The organism is Calothrix sp. NIES-3974, from assembly GCF_002368395.1.
Taxonomy (GTDB): Bacteria; Cyanobacteriota; Cyanobacteriia; order Cyanobacteriales; family Nostocaceae; genus NIES-3974.
In genome coordinates, this window is the sequence record NZ_AP018254.1 from 1,620,299 (window position 1) to 1,643,109 (window position 22,811).

Sequence of the window (22,811 nt, forward strand, 5' to 3'; positions counted from 1 at the left end):
TGCTACGTCTCTACACAACGTCAAATTTTCTGATTTTTAACCTTCAATTATGGAGGGGTTTCCAACTAATCCAATTTAACCCAATCGGTAGGGTGCAATTATGCAGTTCGCCTACTCATTATCCGTGAAATCGTTTCCAACTAATCCGATTTAACCCAATCGGTAGGGAGTTCGTCTAGGGAGCCTTGCCCGGTAAGGGTTTCAGCGCCCAAATCGACACATCTCTGAAAAACATTATACATGTTATGAAAAATAGCGCAATAGACGAGCCTCAAACCCTTACACAGCAAGTAATCGACACCACCCAACGAAATAATAGGCATTTCAGCGATTTGACGACTGGTGTCGATGGTCATGATACCAAATCTATTTGATAAGCTTGTAATCATTGTATAGTAATACTTTCAGCTATTTCTTACCCTGTAACATCAAACAAATACCATCTTCGGGATTAACAAACCAGCTTCCACCCGCGCGATTCCCAAAAAATCATGCTTTTCATAAACTCGCAACAACCCTTCAGTTTGCGTTTCGTAGGGAATTTTTTGACCATGACACCACTTGATGGCGAAATCGGGGTCAAGGTGAATCGAGGGTAGGTATTGTAAGGGAAAGTCCGCAGGTAAAGGTTGAAAATTTCCAGCATCCACCTGGGTCTGTAAATCCTCCAGAGTAATACTATCAGCCAGATGAAAACCACTACTAACGGTGCGTTGTAACTTTGCTAGAGTCGCGACCTGACCACAAGCATAACCCAAATCACGAGCGATCGCTCGAATATAGGTTCCCGCACCACAGGATATATGTATATCTAGTTCCGGATATTCCCCACTCCGCCAATCTAAAATATCAATGGTAAATACTTGGACATTTCTCCCAGGTACTTCGACAATTTCACCCTTACGAGCTAGTTCGTACAATCTTTTCCCATCCACCTGAATGGCACTATAACTGGGAGGAATTTGCCTAATATCACCAATAAAATTACCTATCAATGATTCAATTTGTGACAAACTTAAATCCCCACAGGATTGGGAAGCAATCACATCCCCCTCTAAATCATCCGTCGTTGTTTGTACACCAAAGCGAATGGTTCCCAAATAGGCTTTATCACCTGGTAAATATTGTAACAATCGAGTTGCCTTCCCCACCGCAATTGGTAACACCCCCGTCGCAGCTGGGTCAAGGGTTCCCCCATGACCGACTTTTTTAGTTCGGAGAATTTTGCGCACCTTCGCCACACAATCGTGGGAAGTCCAATTAACGGGTTTATTGAGATTGATAAAGCCATTCATGGAGAGGATTGGAGAGGGGTTATTTTAATCCGTCGAATTCACTTTAAATTTTGACTGTAGATTAGACTAAAAATACAGAATGGGAGGCAGAGCCTCCCAAATTGGGTTCCCACGCGGAATTTAATTGTAGAGACGCGATATATCGCGTCTCTACACCAACCATCACGGATTTACGGCCAATAGACGGGAATTTTCCAACCGATCCAACCATTTTTGTAGGTATATTTCGTTAGCTGTTTTTTCCTGGGGATTTTGAGTATCGATGGGGTGGGGCATTAATCCGAGAATCGCGGCGGTGGTGACGCAAAACATGGATTTTTGGAAGCTCATACAAATTTGTACCCGCAAATCATCTTCTCCCCTGGGAGTTTGACGATAGATGGCGTGTAGGTATTCTGGTAAAAAATGACGCATATCCTGCATCAGGAGGGTGGGGGGAATACCTGCACCACCGATGGGTAGAGGGTCTGCATAGAGTGCGCCATACTGGAAGCGGGTTTGGTCGGGGGGGATTTGATAGGCTTGGGCATTGTAGGATACGGTTCCGGGGAAGGGTGTACCTCTAAAAAAGACGGCTTCGACGTAGGGAACAGCAGTATCGGGGAGGAAGGTTAATCCGAGGGATTTGGGGATGATGTCGTAATTTTGGTTACGGATTTTGACGGTGTAGGTAATGGGACGATTTGCGTCCTTAACTAAACCTGCTTTGATGTGGTCAACAACTGCGGGGATGGATTTGATTTTACCCTGGTCATAGAGTTGGGATAATTCGAGGAAAATATCAGCCATAACCCGCCAAAACTGGCCAAGACCACTGTAGTAGCAGGATACACGTAATTGTTCCAAGAGGAAATTAGGAAATAACTGATTTAATCCCAGAACTAGAGGGTTATTACGGAATTTAGCAGCAATAACTTGATTCGCGCGATCGCAAAATTCCTTGGTATCCAAATAGCTATCTAGTCCCCCTCCACCATGCCAAAACATGGCTTTCATACAGTATTCGGCATACTCAAAGTTAATGCGATCATGTTGCCAATGGCGTAATAATTTGGAAAAGCTAAACTCCCCATTAAAATACTTGAAAAATGGGAAAAAAACTAAAAACTGATTTTCCGCGATATAAATCAGGTTGCGAGAATAAGCATCTAAAACCACCCCATAGCTGTAGAGAATACCAACCACTTCCGTCACGTTTTCTGGTGAATCAGGTAACAATGCACCACCAGATTGCAAACGGTTGACAAACTCAGCAAGGGGATGTTGTTTGGGTTTTCCTTTTGTAGTCGGCATTTTCAGGATTTTGGATTTTAGATTTTACACAAATTAAGTAGTTCGCTTCCCGCATAGCGGGTATTACGTACGCGGAGCGTTGCCGCAGGCTATTACGAATTACGTTGCTTGCTTCCCGCGTAGCGGGTATTACGAATTACAAATTACTCACCACCGCATTTTGATGAACCACCATTGCCGTGCTAGTAGGTTCAGTAAAATATATAAGCAAGCTGGGTTGGATGCCAAAAATCACGATAAGTAAGGCAAGGACAATTGCAGGAGCGCGATCGCGCCAACTCACACGGGGTAAATTGATCACTTGTGGGGATAGGCGACCGAAAAAGGCGCGGTTCATTAAAATTAAAAAGTAGACTGCGGTTAATCCTGTCCCTACCATTGACAGTAGAGTCATGACAGGAAAGGAGGCGTAACTGCCGCGAAAGATGATGAATTCGGAAATAAATCCTACCATTCCCGGTATCCCCGCACTAGCCATCACTCCCAATACCATTAAACTACCAATGACGGGCATTCCTCGTTCTGGATTAAATAGACCATGTAGTGCGTCTAAATCCCTTGTCCCAGCTTTGTTGTAAACCACACCGACAAGTAAGAATAACAAAGCGGAAATTAAACCGTGGCTAATCATTTGCATCACCGCACCTAGCATACTCAATTTTGTTGCTGCGGCTGCGGCTAATAATACATATCCCATGTGTCCAATGGAACTGTAGGCCACCATTTTTTTCATATCCCGTTGGGCGATCGCACAGGATGAACCATACAACACGCTCACCACTGCCCAAATTGCTAACCAAGGTGCTACATATGCCCAGGCTTCTGGTAACAAATTCATCCCAAAACGGAGGATACCGTAGGTTCCCAGTTTCAGTAATATCCCCGCCAGTAATACGGAAATGGGTGTGGAAGCTTCTACGTGTGCATCCGGCAACCAAGTATGAAAGGGAACTAAAGGAATTTTGATTCCGAAACCAATTAGAATTCCCGCTAGTAATAAAACTTGAGTGGAAAGGGGTAGGTATTTAGTGCTTAAACTTTCTAGGGCAAAACTAGGGGAATCACTTAACCAAACTAATCCTAGGAAGCTTGCTAAAATCAAAATCCCAGAAATTGCAGTATAAATCAGAAATTTTGTTGCTGCATAACCGCGTCTTTCCCCTCCCCAAATGGCGATTAGTAGATATAGGGGAATCAGTTCTAATTCATAAAATAGGAAAAACAGTAATAAATCTTGAGCAATAAAAGCCCCCATTACCCCTGCATTCAACAAAAATAACAGGGAAAAATAAAAGCGGGGACGGTGAAGGTGAGTATCAGTACTATAAACCGCAATAACCGTCAATAAACCATTCAGGATAATTAAAGGTAAAGACAAACCATCTACACCCAAATGGTAATTTAACCCAATCGCATCAATCCACGATAAATTTTCCCGAAATTGCTGGGTAATACTGCTGGGATTAAACATAAACCCCAAACCAATTGTCCACACAAAGGAAACAATTGCAAACCCTAAAGCTAGACGTTGAACCTGTAAAGCTGACCACTGACGTGGCAAAATTGCCATCACCAAAGCACCGATAAAAGGTATGAGTATTAAAGCACTGAGCATCATTTGATTTTGGATTTTGGATTATTGGATTTTAAAGCTTGTCTATATTGAGATATACCTTTTGGGAAATTAATAGGAGACGACCCACCGGGTCGTCTGTACTCAAATGATTGGGTGTTTAAGTATTCTGTCTCCTCTTCAAAATGGCAAATTATCAAGTAATCCCAAAGACCAACTAATGAAGAACCCCAGAAGACTGACACCCACCAAAATGGTTAACATATAACCTTGGGATTGACCGGAAACACTATATTTGAGGCTTTGTCCACTAAAAATTGCCGCAAATCCCACCAGATTCACTAAACCATCGACTAAATAGCGATCGCTCCAGGCGGATATTTTTGAGAGTAAACTGACGATGGCGACAATGGTGATTTTGTACAATTTGTCAACATAAAAGTCATAACCAAATAAATCTTGAATCATCCGCCATGCTAAGATGCGCGATCGCGACCAAGCTTTGTGGAGGTGAATTGTCGCTCCTACCGTCACCCCAAAAGCAGTTGACACTAATAAGCATGACAAAACGGTGATATTCACACTTTCCCAAGTTGGAAGTAAATACCACTGTTGTAACATCACTGGTACGAGTAAGGTGATAATCGTTAATGACACCATTGGTAAAGCCATTGGCCAAGGAACTTCCGCAGCACGACGGGTTTTCTGTTGCGGTTCACCCCAAAATATCAACCGAAATACCCTGGTCAAATTCAAAGCTGTTAACCCATTCACTAATACCAATACCCACAACAACCACGGACTTACAGCCACTAAACCATCTGCCCAGGATAACATTGCCCAAAAACTACCTAAAGGCAATAATGTCACCATTCCCGCAGCACCGACCACAAACGCCGTTGTCGTTGCTGGCATTCTAGACCACAAACCCCCCATTTCCGTTAAATCCTGGGAACTGGTGGTATAAATAATCGAACCCGAACTCATGAAGAGTAACGCTTTGGCGACTGCATGGGTCAGCAACAACATCAAAGCCACACCCCCCTGCTGTTCACCCATCGCCAAAAATACTAACCCCATGTAGGCACTGGTAGAGTGGGCTAAAGCCCGTTTGATATCAATCTGGGCTAAAGATACTAAGGTTGCTCCAATAGCCGTCACCGCTCCCATAATCGTTAGAGCTGTCAACGCTACGGGAGAAAGGGCTAAAATTGGCTCTATCTTATACAGAACATATGCACCCCCAGCCACCACCATTGAATTTCGCAGCACTGAAGCCGGATTTGGTCCTTCCATTGCTTCATCTAACCACAAATGCAGGGGAAACTGGGCGCATTTACCCGCAGGTCCAGCAATCAACCCCAACCCTAGTAAAGCTGATGTCAGAGGACTTAATTCAGCAGTTTGTGCCCATTCATACAAATCCTGATAATTCAAACTACCAGCCAAATTGGCCAATGCAACCACACCCATCAGCAGGAGTAAATCACCAACCCGCTTGGTTAAAAAAGCATCACGAGCAGCTGTCACCACCAAGGGTTGGGCATACCAAAATCCTACTAATAGGTAAGTTGATAAAGTTAAAACTTCTAGTAAGGCGTAACTTAAAAATAGGGAATCACTAATTGCTAAACCGCTCAAAGCCGCTTCAAAAAATCCCATGAGGGCGAAAAATCTGGCCAATGACCAATCTTTTTCCATATAACCAAGGGCATATATTTGAGCCAGTAAACTTAAACCTGTAATTAACACACTAGCCCCAATACTCACAGGGGAAATATCCAAAGCAAAAGATAATTCCCAATCGGCTGCGGTAAACCAGGTAATCGTCAAGGCTTCCGGTGCATCATTCCAAATAAATTGGAAAATCAATACACTATGAATTAGACCCAGAAATGTCGTTAAAATATTAAAGTAGGCAGCCGGACGGGGACCTGTACGCCGGATAAATCCCAATGCCCAGGGTAAGGTTAATAGTGCCCCTATCAGCCCATAAAAGGGAACCCACCAGGATGTTGAAAATAACAATTGATTCATGTATGTTTTCCTACTAGAAGTTTTATCACATTGATTTTAATTTTCGATGATACTTTTTCGTTGTACAATCTTTTTTCTACATATTTCGCTACATCATAGTTTGAACTTTAGTGCGTGAATATGCTGATTAATGGTTACGTTATTTTATAATTTATTTAATAATCTTAATTTGATTGTCAAACTCACATTTTTCGCATTTTATCGCAACTAACCACACTCCATAACTCCCCTTCAGAAAACAAGCTCCTAATTATATTCAAAAAATTCGCCCTTCTTCAGAAAGTATTAAGATTTATTTAGTGATGAATATATCTAGAACAATGACTATTGAGCGTACTCGGTGCAATTGGCTCAAAATTTTAAGGAGTATTTGAATGATTGTCATCAACAAAAACTGCGGCAATAAACTGCTCTGACAACAGAAATACCAAAAAAACATTGACAATAGCAAGAGCCTAGCCAAGAATTAATGAACTGAATAGCGCATTTAGCAAACCTCTACTGGTTATTTGTAGTGCGGATGAACCAGTAGAGACGACCCGTCGGGTCGTCTCTACACGCTGGGGATTTCCCATATGCCAGATGAATCGCAGAAATATCAGACAGCCCCTCCAACAACTTCAGAAAGGCTGGAACCCTGATTATATCTACGATGTTAAGTTTTTTAAAAGTTTTTTATTATAAACTATTATACTAATTTATATTGCCAGGGGTGCAAAGCTTTCCTATGCTTAATTTGAGAAGGATTTATCAGATTAGACTGAGCATCCCCGTCAAAAATTCTCATTGGTTCACCATTTAGATTAATTTTTTTTAGGAGTCCTGCGATGCCTATTGCAGTTGGAATGATTGAAACCAAAGGCTTTCCTGCCGTTGTGGAAGCTGCGGACGCGATGGTAAAAGCTGCCCGTGTCACCTTGGTTGGCTACGAAAAAATCGGTAGCGCTCGTGTCACCGTAATTGTGCGGGGTGATGTATCAGAGGTTCAAGCATCGGTAGCAGCTGGAATTGAAGCTGCGCGTCGCGTCAATGGTGGTGAGGTGGTTTCGACCCACATTATTGCTCGTCCCCACGAGAACCTGGAGTACGTCTTACCAATTCGTTATACGGAAGCGGTTGAGCAGTTCCGAACTTAACCATTTAGGTAGGCGATTATTTATCTGCGGCGTTCTCAACTGGTTAATTCCAGCCATTAGAACGCAGTGCATTGTTGGTCTGGAATACAAAGGCCGATTCAGAAGCAGTCTCAAGTGGCCGATTCGCTGATGAATAATTCCTACTTTAGGGTTGCCATGTTCGAGTTAATGTAGTTTTGCTTGTATTGTTACATCGCTGGTTAAAGGTAAAAAAATGTCAATCGCAGTTGGAATGGTGGAAACTCTGGGATTTCCAGCAGTAGTAGAAGCAGCAGACGCAATGGTCAAGGCTGCGCGTGTAACGTTGGTTGGATATGAAAAAATTGGCAGTGGTCGTGTCACCGTCATCGTGCGCGGCGATGTTTCGGAAGTACAAGCTTCCGTCAGTGCAGGAATTGAATCCGTCAAACGGGTTAATGGTGGACAAGTGTTATCAACTCACATTATTGCTCGTCCCCACGAAAACCTCGAATATGTTCTCCCCATTCGTTATACCGAAGATGTGGAACAATTCCGGGAAAACGTCAACGCCATCCGCCCTTTTGGTAGAAGATCGTAAAATAACCTAAGCAAGAATGCAAATTGCTAAAGTCCGGGGTACGGTAGTTAGCACGCAAAAAGACCCTAGTCTACGCGGAGTCAAGTTGCTGTTGCTACAAATGGTTGACGAAGAAGGGCATGTTTTGCCAGAGTACGAGGTAGCCGCTGATACAGTTGGTGCTGGTGTGGATGAGTGGGTTCTCATCAGTCGCAATGGTGCAGCACGTCAAGTACTTGGCAATGAACAGCGTCCTTTGGATGCGGCAGTTGTAGCAATTATTGATACGATTTATGTAGAAGATCGGCTCATATACAGCAAAAAAGAACAGTATCGTTAAATCCAGTAAGTTAGTTTGTTGAACAGATGTGAGGAGTAGAGAGCTTTGGGGGAATTCCAATCCATAAAAATATTCCATAGCCTTTGTTGAGGGTTAGTAGCTAGCTATCAACACAATTAAAGCGGGATGGTTTATATCTTGGTATTCCTTAATTGATGGTGTGTGTAGTTGAAATCAGTTCCTAAACCATGTCCCTGAATTGAGAACCGCAATTTTCATTCGCGATGATTGAGATTGCTTCCTTTTGTCGTCATGACGAAAACTCCGTTTTAATCGTGGACGAGGTTTAAATTTAGATTTACAGCTAAAACCAATTCGGTGGGTGATTTAATCCAAATTATTTAATAATTTGCAAATAGATACTCACCAAATCTTGACAAAAGTTAAGGTTTTCAACACACAGAATCATGAATAATTCAAAGCTCGGAAGCATAACTCATCAACTCATATCTTAAAGTCAGGAGGAATTGAGCAATGCCAGGGCGCAGCACGGCGGAAGCCGCCCCCCCAACTCCGTGGGCTAGAGACCTCACGGGGCCAAGTATTCATGAGACAGCTTTTATACATTCCTTTTCCCATATCATTGGAGATGTGCGGATTGGGGCAAATGTGATTGTAGCACCAGGTACTTCGATTCGTGCCGATGAAGGCAGTCCTTTCTTTATCGGTGAAAATACGAATATTCAGGATGGTGTGGTGATACACGGTTTGGAGCAAGGTCGTGTAATAGGTGATGATGGTGAAAAATACTCAATTTGGGTAGGTAAAAATACTTGTATTACCCACATGGCATTGATTCATGGTCCTTGTTATGTGGGGGATGACTGTTTTATTGGATTCCGTTCAACGGTATTCAATGCCCGTGTTGGCAAAGGGTGCATTGTGATGATGCACGCCTTGATTCAGGATGTGGAGATTCCTCCTGGGAAATATGTACCTTCCGGTGCGGTGATTATTTCCCAGCAGCAAGCAGACCGTTTACCGGACGTGCAAGCTGCGGATCAGGAGTTTGCCCATCATGTGGTGGGAATTAATCAGGCGCTTCGGGCTGGGTATATATGTGCTGCCGATAGTAAATGTATTGCCCCGATTCGGGATGAAATAGCTAAATCTTCTACAGGTACAAGCAACGGTAACGGTTTTAGTTTTGCGTTTGAAAAAAGCGATGAGGTGGGAATGAGTAACAGATTGAGTGCCGATACAGTCGAGCAATTGAGATATCTCTTGGAGCAGGGGTTAAAAATTGGTACGGAACATGTGGATGCACGTCGGTTCCGGACAGGTTCCTGGCAAAGTTGTCAGCCAATCAATGCTCGGTCATTGAATGAAGCGATCGCGGCTTTGGAAAGTTGTCTTGCAGACCACAGTGGTGAGTACGTGCGTTTGTTTGGGATTGAGCCGAAGGGTCGCAAACGGGTATTAGAAACGATTATCCAACGTCCCGATGGGTCTAACGGTGCGGCCGCAACAGGGTTTAAAGCCCCCACAGTTAGCAGTTATAGCACTGCTCCTAGCTATGCTAGTTCCAGTAGTAACGGTAACGGTTACAAAGGTGGTGCAATTAGTAGCGAAACCGCCGAGCAAATCCGTAATTTATTGAATAGCGGTTATCGGATTGGTACAGAACACGTGGATGCACGCAGATTCCGGACTGGTACTTGGCAAAGTTGTCAACCCTTTGAAAGTAATTCCGTGAACGATGTAATTGCCGCCCTAGAAGAGTGTATGCTGCAACACCAAGGCGAATACGTACGCTTGATTGGGATTGATACTAAAGCCAAACGTCGGGTATTAGAAACAATAATTCAACGTCCCGATGGGGTTGCGGCTCCCAGCAATGGTAAAACTCAAAGTTATACAGCACCTACTAGCAGTAATTATACAAGTACGAGCAGCTACGGTGGAGGAACTGCAACCGCAACTAGTACGAGATTGAGTCAAGAAGCCATTGACCATATTCGTCAGTTGTTTGCAGGTGGGTATAAAATTAGCGCCGAGCATGTGGATGCCCGTAGATTCCGTACAGGCTCCTGGCAGAGTTGCGGACAAATAGAAGTTCGTTCCGACCGGGATGCGATCGCAGCTTTGGAAGGATTTATGGCTGAGTACGCGGGTGAGTATGTACGGTTGATTGGGATTGATCCTAAAGCCAAGCGTCGGGTTTTGGAATTGATTGTTCAACGTCCATAGTGGTCTGACTAACCCAAAATTGACGGGTGGGGTCAGGGAGTAGTGGGTAGTGAGTAGCTTGTCCGTAAGGATATACGTCCCGTTCGCTGATTTTCCAAAGGGAGCGAGACGCTACCACTACAAGTACATCCCCCAGCTTTCACGAACTTTCATGAATATGATGGAATATTAGTTAAAGTAATCCAAAATCCATAGACGCACCTAGTGCGGATCGACCGAAGAGTAATCCAAAATCTCAAATCCAAAATTCAAAATCAATTGACTATCCCCTACTGGCTACAAGGTGAAAATTAATTATGGCTGTGCCGCCACTGCGCCTAGGCTCGCGCTTTGAATCATACATCAGTGGCGAAGTAATTGTTGACGAGAGTGCAGTGTTAGCACCGGGGGTAATTATTCGTGCTGGTGCTAACGGTAAAATTACTATTGGGGCTGGGGTCTGCGTTGGAATGGGAACGATTCTTCAAGTTGAGAACGGAATCATCCAAATCAGTCCTGGTGCAAACCTTGGTGCAGGGGTCTTAATGATTGGAGCAGGTACAATTGGGGAGAATGCTTGTATCGGAGCGGCAACAACTCTATACAATGCTTCGGTAGAGCCTGCACAAATTATCCCTCCTGGTTCTATGCTAGGAGATATAGGTCGCCCCTATTCTCTAACTTCATCAGCCGATGATTCTGTCCAGGCTAACCCCCAAAAGGCAAACGGAAAATATCAACTACCAGATGTTTGGGAAGAAGGGAATGCTGAAAGTGCTACTTCCGGGTCATCCCAGCACACCCAACCAGAGCAAACATCGACACCAGGAACATCCCCATCTGTGAGACAGGATGTGGATGATAAAACCCCCTCAAGTCAGCCATCCCCTGACTTAGAATCAGAAAATGCCGACCCAGCCCCCAACCTATCAACATACACCGCCACTGGATTTTCGGAAACATTCGGTACGCAAATTTACGGGCAAACCAGTGTCCAAAGATTGCTAACAACATTGTTCCCCCACCGACAACCTCTGAACAAGCCCGTGTCTGACAATGAATCAGAATAAGTGTTAATTATTTAATTATCACATCACCTCGGAAAATGCATATGGACACGCACAATCAAAGGTCACTCAGTAAGACCCAAGCGACAGTGACCCATCGTCAAACAGCTTGGCAAGATGCGGCGCTAGGACTGGTATCAACCGTCAGTTTTCCGGCAATCGTGGGGACGGCGGATATGATGTTGAAGTCGGCTGGAGTGCATCTCATTGGTTACGAGAAAATCGGTGGTGGCCATTGTACGGCGATTATCCGTGGTGGAATTGCTGATGTCCGTTTAGCCGTTGAGACAGGGGAACAAACAGCGAAGGATTTTCAACAGTTTGTTTCCAGTTTGGTGATTCCCCGTCCCTTTCCCAATTTAAATGTGATTTTGCCGATTACAACACGTTTGAGCGCTTTAACCGATGGCACTAGCTACAGTGTATTGAGTAATCAGGCGATTGGATTGGTAGAAACCCGTGGCTTTCCGGCAATGGTAGGAGCTGCGGATGCTATGCTGAAAGCTGCCGATGTTCATTTAGCTGCCTATGAAAAAATTGGTGCAGGTCTATGTACAGCAATTATTCGTGGTAGTGTGGCAAATGTGGCTGTAGCTGTAGAAGCAGGAATGAATGAAGCCGAAAGAATTGGCGAATTGAATGCCGTTATGGTTATTCCCCGTCCTTTGGATGAATTGGAGCATACCTTACCTGTTGCTAGTGTTTGGTTAGAGGAGCGGGAACCGCTACGATTCCCTGTAAATATTAAGGATGCGGTGAAGGAGACGGAAACGAAACAGTTACCAGATTTAGCCAAGTTGTCGATTAAGGTGATTGAGGAACTATAGGGAAGAATTTTTTTGTGGTGAGTGGGAATAGGGATGAGTTTTTAGAGGCTTATTTTAAAGCAAGGATTTCACCTTAGGAAAACGTTGTACACACCTATTTGGATCGAGGCAGTACAACGAGATAGACTATCCCCAAATCAAAAATTTTGCAGGTGTGTAACGTTGGCTGGAAGGCATCTTACGCTTTGCTTGTTATCCGTAATCATATCTTTTTTATCACATCAACGAAATACCGATTTTCTAATAGGGCGGATAGATGAGACTCTATCTATTTTGCTGCGAATCAATTGTTGACGGTTGACAGGTGACTGTGGAGATGTCGCTATGCTACCTTTCGTTCGGGGAGTGGGAAAATCCACTTTCATCAGTTTTGGGGGGTTCTTTGTGGTGGCTTTAGCTCCGGAAAGACTTGAGTATAAGGCGCTACTACTAACCTTTCCTCATTTTTCACTATTGAAATCGAATTACTAGAGATTGAAAACAAACAACATATACAAAACAAATACAAGTACCAATATCAATATCAAAAGTAAAGTTTTGGGCAGAGGTAAATTATTTGTCAGTAATTGATGGAAATTTACTGATAGAGTGATAGGAGTAGAAACATTCAGATTTCGCTCTGGGCTTAATTTATCGGCATCTATAGTAGGGCAATTAAAAACTTCAAACACCAAAATCGAAGGGTTCTGTGAACGATATCATGGGAAAAAAGTAAAAGAGTGGTGACAATAAAACTATACAATTACATAAATTGCTCCAGTTTATCTGAATTGGTGCTGCTTACATCTATGCTTGTCATCATTTTTATCAATGTTCAAGCAATGCTGTGGTTAAAATTACAGTTTGATTGATGGAGGTTGATTGAGGAAGTTGGAATGTGTGGAAAAGTAGTGGAGATGGATGGGGGATGTAGGGATTAATTTGGCTAATTTCGTCTGTGTATCGACACTCAGAAGTCTGCTGTCAGGATGAAATTCCAAACAGTTTTTGTTTGCAACACCGTAATTAATTTGATATTTTCATTTATACAATGATTGGACTGACGATATTGTTAACATTTCCGCCAGGTGCATGACTCTACAAACTCTAATTTCTCAGATATTATCTATTAAAGATTAAAGTGTCCCATGTCCTAGGCTTGATGTGCTTGTTCGCCAAGTCCGAAATGAATCATTGCTGCGGACTAACCTGTACAGCAAAAGTGGAAAGAAAAACAACAGCAAGTAGAGGAGAACACCCTTGAATCAAGCGACCTTACACCAACTCAAGGTGTTCGAGGCAGCTGCACGTCACGGCAGTTTTACACGTGCGGCGGAAGAACTATTTTTGACTCAACCAACGGTTTCGATGCAGATTAAACAACTCACGAAATCGGTGGGTTTGCCATTGTTTGAGCAAGTAGGAAAACGTTTATATTTGACGGAAGCTGGAAGGGAATTATTTGCGACTTGTCGGCAAATTTTTGAGACGATTGCCCAATTTGAAATGAAGGTAGCTGACTTAAAAGGATTAAAGCAAGGTCAGTTACGTTTAGCGGTAATTACAACAGCTAAATATTTTATTCCCAGACTTTTAGGTCCATTTTGTCAACTTTATCCTGGTATTGATATCTCTTTGCAGGTGACTAACCATGAAGGAATTATCGAACGCATGATTAGTAACCAGGATGATTTGTACATTATGAGTCAAGTCCCTGAGCATTTGGATGTCAATTGTGAGCCGTTTTTAGAAAATCCCCTGGTGGTATTAGCACCCCTGAATCATCCTTTAGCGAAAGAAAAAAATATCCCCATTTCCCAATTAAGCAATGAGCCATTTATTATGCGCGAACCGGGGTCAGGGACGCGACGTGCAGTGCAAAAGCTGTTCGATGAGCATGGTGTGAATGTGAAAGTAAAATTAGAATTGGGAAGTAACGAGGCGATTAAACAAGCGATCGCAGGTGGTTTAGGAATTTCGGTGTTATCCCGCCATACTTTGATTCCGGATGCGGGGGATTTGAGTATCTTGGATGTGGAATATTTCCCAATTAAGCGTACTTGGTATATGGTGCATCCTAACGGAAAGCAACTTTCCATCGTTGCTCGTACCTATCATGATTATTTGTTGGAAGCCGCAAAACAAGCCGTGGTTTGGGAGCGGGAAAAGGAGTGATAAATCATAAATAAAGGCGGAAAGACGGGAAGATTTGGCAACACTAGTTAAGCAAAGTTGATCTCAGATAATCCAAAATCTCAAATCCAAAATCCCTATGAGTCGTTTGCTGGTTGAGACTAAAATTATAGCTGTGACGGTGTATCAAGACCGTGCTTTGGTAAAGCGTCGCGGTGTTGTGCGTGTTGGTGGTGGAGAAAATGGGGTTGGTTTGTCACTGGAGCAGGAATTGATGGTGACAAATTTACCCATGACTGTGAATGGGGATTCGGTACGGGTTGGCGGTGTGGGTAGTGTTCCCGTGAAGTTGTTTGGTGCTAGGTGTGAACGGATTTATACCACTGAACCAGTGGGAACGCGAGCAGCCCAGTTGACCCAACAAATTGAAGAGGTGGAAGCCGAAAAACGTTCCTTGGATGCACAATTAGAAGCTTTGGCTTTGCAGTCGAGTTTTTTGCAGGGGTTGCGAGAGAAAACTGAAGAACAGGTAGCGATTAGTTTGGCGCGTAAGAATATGAATTTGAGTGATACCCTGGATTTGCTGAATTTCTTGGGTAGTCAGTACGGTGAATATGCGATCGCGTCGGAGGATTATAAGGCTCAAAAGCGTGTCCTGGATCAACGGTTGCAGGTGTTGCGGGCAAATTTAGAACAGGTGCAAACTCCCCAGCCGAAACAAAGTTTGCATGTGATTATTCCCATCAGTGCTGCGGAGGAGGGGGAATTTGAGTTGGAGTTGTCCTATGTTGTCGGTTATGCGAATTGGCGACCCTTGTACGATGTGCGGGTGGATACTTCTGGTGGTAGGGTAAATGTAAGCTATCTGGCGGAAATTACCCAAAATACCGGGGAAGATTGGCAAGGGGTCAAACTCCAGCTTTCCACCGCGAAACCAGGATTAGGAACCTTACCACCCCAACTGGAACCCTGGTATGTGGATATTCCCTCCCCTCCCACCTTAGCTGCGATGCCTAGTGTAACCCGTGATGTCGGCATGAACAAGCGATCACAGTTAATGACTATGACGGATGAATTTATGGATGAAGTTGCTCAACCCGCAATTATGGCGGAAACTGTCACTGCTGCGGTGACGAAGACGGGTAGTGTTGTCAGCTTTGATTTACCGGGAACTGTGAATGTTCAAAGTGATGGTACACCCCATAAAACCACCATATTCAGTGATGATTTTCCCTGTAACTTTGTCCATATTGCCATGCCGCGCCTAGTTAGTTTTGCCTATTTACAAGCCGACATTCAAAATCATCGTCAAGGGGTGGTGTTATTACCGGGTAAAGTGAATATCTTTCGTGATGAGGTGTTTGTGGGGACAACTAACCTAGACAATATTGCTCCCGGTGAAAAATTTAAAATCAATCTGGGGATAGATGAAAATATTAAAATTAACCGTGAATTAGTAGAACGGCAGGTAGATAAAAAACTAATTGGTAGCGATCGCAAGATTACCTACGCCTATCGAATCTCATTAGAAAATCTCAGCGATCGCGAGATTAAGATCAAATTGAGTGAACAAATCCCCAAAAGTCGCCACGAAAAAATTAAAGTTCGTCTGACCAGTGTCAATCCCTCTACCCAAGTTAGTGATATGGGTATTTTAGAATGGCAGTTGCAATTAGGAGCAAATGTCAAACAGGAAATCTACTATCAATTTAGTGTGGAGTATCCCAGTAGTCTCACCGTAGTCGGTTTAGATATTTGAATTTGTTTAAGGCTTGCTGAAAAATAGTAAAGATGCAATATATCGTATCTCTATATCTTGTAAGCTTTCAGGGGTATTTTAGTCGCAAAAAGTGCTTTCCAAATGGGCGTATAAAGCTCTAATATCGATTCTCTCGTACTTTGCCATAAATGAAACTAGAATCATCAATGGTTACAGCCCCTGATATGTAGCACCCATTAGCGCAAAAGACATAATACCATTTCACTCAAATTTTGACACATTTTCTTCCCCTGCTTCCGAAAGCTCCCATAAATATATCAACACCAAAGAAAATTTGTAGCCGTATACGCGCGTAGCGCAAAAGTAGATGATTTAAAACTATTCCCTAATCCCTATTCCCGACTCCCTACCCTCACTAAAAAACTTTTTCCCCAGACCCTAATTAAAAATAACGGGTTTCCCGTCGATCATCCTTACGGTCATCCCGTCGATCGTCCCTTCTTTCATCCCGACGGTCATCACCCTTGTCATTGCGTTTATCATCTTTCTTTTCATCACGCTTATCGCTATAACTACCATCGCTGCGTTTTTTATCCCGCTTTTCCTCCCCATCATACTCATCGCGATCGCTGGTTAACACACGAATCAGAAACATCCCCGTCAAACAAAACAAATACAAGGGAACAATTACCCGCTCCGACAGCAACCCACAACCAATCGCGACCCCCGCAGAGGCAAAATAAGCTCCAGCATCACTAATAGCCCGTCGTTTGGCTAAAATCGGGGAAGCAGCCCAAATTAACCCCAAACTAATCATACACACACCCACCGCCCCCGCTAACAACCACCCAGTGGTAAAGCCGATAATATTTCCCGGAAAAGTTCTAATTGCTTCTTGAAACCCAACCGCAATCACGGGAATTGATGCATGGAGGGGTAAATGGCTATAAGTCCACAGCCAAAACTCCCGCAACTGGGTGGAAACTTGGGTTTTTTGGGGGTCTATTACCCGCGAACTCTCGTAATAGTCCCACCAAATCCCCAATACAAACACTAGCCCTAAACCTGCTGCAATACTTGTTTCGGGAAGAGAAAAAAACCGTCGCAACGAAATCGATTGAATCGTCGTAATTACGGCTGCACCCATCATCACAATCGTGAATATACCAAATCTTTCCCGCAAATGGGCAAAATTGGCTGGAAATTTCACACTACCCTTCCCAGCACTAATGGGTGTGAAAAACTCAATCGCCAAACCAATTCCCCACATGATATAACTCGAAGGTGCAGGAACCGCAATCCCGATTAACCAGGTTCCCAAACCAATTCCATAGCCTTGTACCAACCTTCCCGTTAACCCACTCGCTTCCGGAATCGCTTGTCCAGCACGGATATATTGAATTAAAGTTAAACTCCGTGTTGATACATAGGCAGTTGCAAAAATTGTATCCGCTGCATCAAATGTAAAAGGGACAGAAAACGCCATTATCGCCATCCCCACCATTGCCGAAAAGGCATGTAAACGTTGAATTATCTCCCCACAATCAAACCTAGCCACATAAAAATTATAGTCACACCAGGTCCACCATAGGGGTAAAAACAGCAACCCGTAACGTCCTAACTCATCCCAATCGTATTCAATCGCTAACTGTCGGGTTAACTCAAAAATGACTGCGATCGCAACTAAGTCATATAATAATCCCAGCCAGTTACTGTGGCGGTCATCACGGTCATTGTCCCGCAGACGTGGCTTTTGCGAGAATTGGCGGTTGAAGCGGCGCATGACATACTTGATAAAACGGATTATCCATAAATCTAGGCAATTAATCCAATTCAAGCTGTTATTCTCGTCAAATTGGTCAAAATAGGGAAGTTAGTCAGTTACGAATACGGTCGTCAGGAGACAGGAGACATAGGAAACAAAAAAAATTAGCGTTGCTGAATCCAGGTATGAATAAAATGTAGAAAATGTAGAGACGCGTTAGCGTTCAGTTCCTCTGAAAGAGGCTATATCGCGTCTCCATCAGGGTTTTACACATCCAAAGAATCAATTTCATACATCAAATCAGCAATGTCAAAAAAATTTAGCGTTGCGGAACAGGAGTATTAATTCATATTTTGAACATTATCATCCACAAAGATTCCGTAAGTCCTTGCGTCCTTACGTAAGTCCAATTCATACCTTTAACTCCAACACCCCTTATTTTCAAAAATCCACAATCTGAACAAACGTGAATAAACAACGCCTTGATACCCTTCTAGTCGAACTTAATCTTTGCACTTCCCGCAGTTTAGCCCAACGTCTAATTCAAGCGGGGGAGGTGACGGTTAATGGTGAGATTATAGATAAAGCTGGAACGGAGGTACATCCAACAGCAGATATTAAAATCAAGCAAAAATCCCGCTTTGTTTCCCGTGGTGGTGAAAAACTAGCCAAAGCTCTAGATGTATTTCAAATTCATGTCACCGGAAGGATTTGTCTAGATGCAGGTATTTCCACCGGTGGATTTACTGATTGTCTACTACAAGCGGGAGCAAAATTAGTTTACGGTGTTGATGTTGGTTACGGACAGGTTGATTGGAAGTTGCGCAATGATGAAAGGGTAATTTTATTAGAACGGACTAATATTCGTCACCTTAAACCAGAAGATTTATATCAAAAATCCCCTGTGACAATGGAGACGACAGAGGATTTTGCTGACTTAATTGTAGTTGACGTTTCTTTTATTTCTGTCACGAAGATTTTGGCTGTACTATGGCAACTTTCCCAACCACCACGGGAAATGGTATTACTTGTGAAGCCCCAATTTGAAGTTGGTAAAAACCGCGTCGGCAAAAAAGGCGTTGTCCGTGATTACCGTGACCATGCGGATGCAATTTCCCAGGTTTTAAAGGCGGCAACTGAGTTAGGATGGTTCTATAGAGGTTTAACTTGGTCGCCAATTACTGGTCCTGCGGGTAACATTGAATATCTGCTGTGGTTAGGGATGGAAAATCATCAAAGTTCATCTCCCTCCCTGAACTATGACCAGATTCAAGAATTAACCCAACAGGCAACATTTGTCTTGAATAATTAATAATTCGTAATTCGTAATAGCCTACGGCAATGCTTCGCGTACGTAATTCGTAATAGCCTACGGCAAGCTGCTATGGGTCTACGTAATACCAGCTACGCGGGAAGCGAGCTACGTGATTCGTGATTACGAATTAAGTTGAAAACATCCTAAACGTCATATACCCGACATTCATCCGCTTCTGGATTTTCGTCACAGTAAATTTCAAAGTTATTTTTTAGTTTCTGATTTTGTTGACGGTGGGCTTTTTCTGCATGTAACTCTTCCACGATATCCCAAGCCACTGCACAGGAACTTGAAGCATCACCATTAATTTTACAGGTATTGCGGGCTTCGTTTACTGCTGCTAAAATCGCTGCTTCTAGTGCAGTCATTTGCTCTTCGACTACATCAACTTGTGCGTTAATTAATTCTAGTGTTGTTGACATAACTCACCTACCTTCCCTAATATCGGTCGTAAAAATCTCTATCCCCACCGTGACATATATATCTCGATGTGTGGTAGATTTTGGCTTTTATTTGATAAACGTTGATATAAGTTTATTTTTTGCAGTAATAATATACTTCCTCTTATGGATAAATCGTATCTAGAGTTACAGTAATTTTTAAACAACCTGATAAACACCTGATTCAGGGTTCAATTGCACCTACAAAAATGACACAAAATATTCATCAACAAAACCAGCTGTCCCACACCCATCAATGTCCTTGTTGTCAGCACTCAACTAGTCGTCGTTATTTTCTTAAATCCTTACTTCCAAGTGTATTCGCATTGAATATTCTGCAATCAACCACACCTGCAAAAGCTGCAACCCATCCCGCAAAAGCTTTAGTTTTAAGTTGTATCGACTTCCGTTTTGTAAACGCAGAAAACTTATTTTTAAGCAAACAACATTTAACAGGTGAATATGATTGGACTGCTTTAGCTGGTGCTTCCTTGGCTATTAGCGGATTTCCCCACCCATCTGATTCCGAAGCCTTTTGGGATCAGTTGGATTTATCCTATCGTTTACATCATATCAACAAAGTGATTATTATTGATCATCAAGACTGTGGTGCCTATGCAACCATGATTGACCCCCACCTCAGTCAAGACCCTGTGCGGGAATTACAAGTGCATACAGAATACCTAAATCGAGCATACCAATCAATCCGCGATCGCTATCCCCATATTCAGGTGGAACTTTATTTCGCAACCCTCAACAAAGGTGAAATAAAAACTATCCTACCCTAAATATCTGGGAATCATATCACTGTAGTAGAGACGACCCGTGGGGTCGTCTCTACCCCACGGGTCGTCTATCCCGATTAATTATCCAAACCAATGGGAAGGTTCACACACCGGTTGAACTGTTTCACAAAGAATTTGACTAATTAACTCCGATTTCATTTGCATGATTACACATATCCCTTGATGGATGAGATTTTGTAAGTGCAATTGATGTTGGAGGGGGGTACGGGGAATTTTTGAGACTGGAACTTGATTTGTGTTTTCCTGACTGCTTTCAACCGAACAGGAACTATCTGCACAAGGAATTCTCACCAAGACATACTCAATCAATTGTTGACGAATATCAGGGATAGAAAAGGCTTGCTGATAAGGATTATATGGATATGTGTCCAGAACTTTCTCGATTTCGCCAACGATGGAATTAGGGGTAAAATTTGCTACGGTTTGCATATCCTTTTCTCCCTTGATGGTTTTATTAAGGTTTCTCTCTCAAAAGTTAAGTAAGCAGACAAATGGAAATTATCTGCCGCCGAATTTACTCCTCATCCCGTCAATTTCTATCCATTGAATTTGGTAGTTAGATATACAAATATCTGTCTATCACTACTCAATTTTTCATCGATTCAAACTGTGGGTATCGCAAATTCGACGGGTATTATTTTCCACCAATCAAATCCTTTCACCAAAGATTAATTTTTGATTAATTTTGACGATTTTATGAAATAATATTCTTATTGATTAGGGAGGTTTGATATTTCCATTTTTTTGTCTGTTTATCTACTGCTAATTATTGATATTTTCTGACTTAATGGGGAGATTTGTAATAAAAATAATTGTTAACATAAGTAGGTAATTTACTGATTGTAATATTGTCTCAACATAAATTAATTAAAGTTTATTTTTGTTGGCAAATTGATGTATTGATAAATCCACTTGGAACGGGTTAATCTCTAAGTTTTTTAAATTTATCGGACTTCAGTCGTAACAAAAAGACATGAAAAAATATGAAGGGAAATGGTAGTAACCCCCATTTACCACAAGAGTGATGTTAAGTAGGTAGGTGCAATTAAACATAAAACCACAACGCAACCGTTCATTCGGAGTAGATACGACCCGTCGGGTCGTCTCTACTCCCTGATCTCAACGACAATCTTTACCACCCACCTACTTGTATTTATTTATTTTTTTCTTTTTTCCCTAGTCACTCAGTGCTTAATTTTCTTCAAGCAAAAAATAATCATCTGGAATGGGATAATTAAAAAGTTGTTGATTGATGGCTTGAGTGGTGGTAATTCCTGAATATATGGCATTTTCAATCAAACTACCTGTGGATGGATGACACCAATCTCCACATAATGCTAAAGGTGCTGGTGATGAAGAGACTAAACAAGTATCGGGGATATGATGGGTGGGAAATGCATATCGCCATTTGTGGATTTGTGTCCACTCAGGGTTTTGTAGCCAAGATAATTGGGTAGCTTGGACTGATTGGGTGAGAATCAGGGGTATGGCGGTTTGTAAATCTTCTCTATCTAGATAGGTGTGGGCAAATTTTGGACTTGTTTGTATGCAGAAAACGGGTTGCTGGGGTTGGTGACGTTTGCTGCTGTCAAAACCAATCCATCCGAGAACTGCATCTGCAAGGAAAGTGAAAGCATTCCAAACAGGTAAGGGTGATGATGAGGTCGAATATCCAGCCATTAAGCTCAGACATGGATGATATTCCATACTGTTAACTATATCCAGCAAAGATGAATCTATTAGAGATGGGGGAATTGTTTTTAACAGGATTGCAGCTTGGGGTGCGGGAATGGCGATGATGAGAGATTTTGCGGTGATGGTATCCTTGTCATCAAGGAAAATCTGCCAATTACCACCGTGAATGGAGAGGGAGACAGCACGTTTTTGGAAGAGAATTTCTACAGAACTAGCCAGATATTTGGCGATCGCACTCATTCCTGTTTTCGCGATATACTGGTTGTTGAATTGGGATTTATGAATATCTGCTCCAACATGGTTCGTTTGCCAGTATTCCCCTTCCCAACCATGTAGGATTTCTTGATCGATTAAGGTTTTTAAAAACCTGAGACCAATTTCTCCCTTGGGTTTAAAGTAACAAGCACCGTGGTCAACCCGAATCGAATCGCTAATTCGTCGTGTTGCAACTCGACCCCCTACACCCCGCGATTTTTCTAAAACAACCACACTGTAGCCTAAATCCTGCAACATCCGTGCAGAGGTCAGACCGGACATTCCTGCACCAATGATAGCTATATCCCAGATTTTCATTAATTATTTGATTTCACTCAACTTTTGAACAGCTGGTTTGATGTATGAATCAGACGCGATGTATGAATCAGACGCGATATATGAATCAGACGCGATGTATGAATCAGACG

The 22,811-nt window shown here is 42.7% G+C and carries 18 protein-coding genes; 10 read left to right on the forward strand and 8 right to left on the reverse strand.

Annotated elements, in window-relative coordinates; genetic code table 11:
- Nucleotides 1–428: 428 nt before the first annotated feature.
- The 4 genes from truB to CDC37_RS06350 all read right to left on the reverse strand — a co-directional run bounded on the left by truB (nt 429) and on the right by CDC37_RS06350 (nt 6,198).
- On the reverse strand, nt 429–1,295 hold the full coding sequence (gene truB / locus CDC37_RS06335; RefSeq protein ID WP_096620998.1) for a tRNA pseudouridine(55) synthase TruB: 867 nt from the start codon (nt 1,293–1,295) through the stop codon (nt 429–431).
- Nucleotides 1,296–1,457: 162 nt separating this feature from the next.
- Nucleotides 1,458–2,588, reverse strand: coding sequence for a CO2 hydration protein (locus CDC37_RS06340; protein WP_096620999.1), 1,131 nt, complete (start codon nt 2,586–2,588; stop codon nt 1,458–1,460).
- Nucleotides 2,589–2,724: 136 nt separating this feature from the next.
- Nucleotides 2,725–4,203: an NADH-quinone oxidoreductase subunit M gene (locus CDC37_RS06345; RefSeq protein WP_096621000.1), complete on the reverse strand. Its 1,479-nt coding sequence runs from the start codon at nt 4,201–4,203 to the stop codon at nt 2,725–2,727.
- 138 nt (nt 4,204–4,341) lie between these two features.
- Nucleotides 4,342–6,198, reverse strand: coding sequence for an NAD(P)H-quinone oxidoreductase subunit F (locus CDC37_RS06350; RefSeq protein WP_096621001.1), 1,857 nt, complete (start codon nt 6,196–6,198; stop codon nt 4,342–4,344).
- Between the two features lie 827 nt (nt 6,199–7,025).
- Between CDC37_RS06350 and CDC37_RS06355 the strand changes: the two genes are divergently transcribed.
- From CDC37_RS06355 to CDC37_RS06390, 8 genes are all read left to right on the forward strand, one after another.
- On the forward strand, nt 7,026–7,334 hold the full coding sequence (locus CDC37_RS06355; RefSeq protein ID WP_010995042.1) for a carbon dioxide-concentrating mechanism protein CcmK: 309 nt from the start codon (nt 7,026–7,028) through the stop codon (nt 7,332–7,334).
- Between the two features lie 214 nt (nt 7,335–7,548).
- Entirely contained in the window at nt 7,549–7,893 is a 345-nt protein-coding gene (locus CDC37_RS06360; protein WP_096621002.1) for a carbon dioxide-concentrating mechanism protein CcmK, read from the forward strand.
- 16 nt (nt 7,894–7,909) lie between these two features.
- Complete coding sequence (locus CDC37_RS06365) at nt 7,910–8,212, forward strand: EutN/CcmL family microcompartment protein (protein WP_096621003.1); 303 nt, start codon at nt 7,910–7,912, stop codon at nt 8,210–8,212.
- Nucleotides 8,213–8,686: 474 nt separating this feature from the next.
- Nucleotides 8,687–10,402, forward strand: a complete 1,716-nt coding sequence (locus tag CDC37_RS06370) for a ribulose bisphosphate carboxylase small subunit (protein WP_096621004.1) — start codon at nt 8,687–8,689, stop codon at nt 10,400–10,402.
- 296 nt (nt 10,403–10,698) lie between these two features.
- Complete coding sequence (locus tag CDC37_RS06375; RefSeq protein ID WP_096621005.1) at nt 10,699–11,451, forward strand: transferase; 753 nt, start codon at nt 10,699–10,701, stop codon at nt 11,449–11,451.
- Between the two features lie 41 nt (nt 11,452–11,492).
- Nucleotides 11,493–12,275, forward strand: a complete 783-nt coding sequence (locus CDC37_RS06380) for a BMC domain-containing protein (protein ID WP_096621006.1) — start codon at nt 11,493–11,495, stop codon at nt 12,273–12,275.
- Nucleotides 12,276–13,514: 1,239 nt separating this feature from the next.
- Nucleotides 13,515–14,429, forward strand: a complete 915-nt coding sequence (locus CDC37_RS06385; protein ID WP_096621007.1) for a LysR family transcriptional regulator — start codon at nt 13,515–13,517, stop codon at nt 14,427–14,429.
- Between the two features lie 97 nt (nt 14,430–14,526).
- On the forward strand, nt 14,527–16,146 hold the full coding sequence (locus CDC37_RS06390) for a mucoidy inhibitor MuiA family protein (protein WP_096621008.1): 1,620 nt from the start codon (nt 14,527–14,529) through the stop codon (nt 16,144–16,146).
- Between the two features lie 403 nt (nt 16,147–16,549).
- On the opposite strand, the gene CDC37_RS06395 is transcribed toward CDC37_RS06390, so the two are convergent.
- Nucleotides 16,550–17,944 carry a low temperature requirement protein A gene (locus tag CDC37_RS06395; protein WP_172892762.1) on the reverse strand — a complete coding sequence of 465 codons (1,395 nt, stop codon included), beginning with the start codon at nt 17,942–17,944 and terminating at the stop codon, nt 16,550–16,552.
- Between the two features lie 394 nt (nt 17,945–18,338).
- On the opposite strand from CDC37_RS06395, the gene CDC37_RS06400 reads away from it, so the two are divergent.
- Nucleotides 18,339–19,184 (forward strand): TlyA family RNA methyltransferase, encoded by an 846-nt coding sequence (locus CDC37_RS06400; protein WP_096621010.1) that lies wholly within the window; start codon nt 18,339–18,341, stop codon nt 19,182–19,184.
- 146 nt (nt 19,185–19,330) lie between these two features.
- Here the strand turns inward: CDC37_RS06400 and CDC37_RS06405 are convergent, their stop codons facing one another.
- Nucleotides 19,331–19,609 carry a Calvin cycle protein CP12 gene (locus CDC37_RS06405; protein ID WP_096621011.1) on the reverse strand — a complete coding sequence of 93 codons (279 nt, stop codon included), beginning with the start codon at nt 19,607–19,609 and terminating at the stop codon, nt 19,331–19,333.
- Nucleotides 19,610–19,836: 227 nt separating this feature from the next.
- On the opposite strand from CDC37_RS06405, the gene CDC37_RS06410 reads away from it, so the two are divergent.
- A complete protein-coding gene (locus tag CDC37_RS06410) occupies nt 19,837–20,415 on the forward strand; it encodes a carbonic anhydrase (protein WP_197707045.1) in 579 nt (192 codons plus the stop codon).
- Between the two features lie 78 nt (nt 20,416–20,493).
- Here the strand turns inward: CDC37_RS06410 and CDC37_RS06415 are convergent, their stop codons facing one another.
- Together CDC37_RS06415 and CDC37_RS06420 are read right to left on the reverse strand one after the other, a co-directional pair.
- The gene (locus CDC37_RS06415; protein WP_096621012.1) at nt 20,494–20,862 is read right to left on the reverse strand and encodes a hypothetical protein; all 369 of its coding nucleotides are present in this window, start codon (nt 20,860–20,862) and stop codon (nt 20,494–20,496) included.
- A 762-nt stretch (nt 20,863–21,624) separates the two neighbouring features.
- On the reverse strand, nt 21,625–22,701 hold the full coding sequence (locus CDC37_RS06420; protein ID WP_096621013.1) for an NAD(P)/FAD-dependent oxidoreductase: 1,077 nt from the start codon (nt 22,699–22,701) through the stop codon (nt 21,625–21,627).
- Between the last annotated feature and the right edge of the window lie 110 nt (nt 22,702–22,811).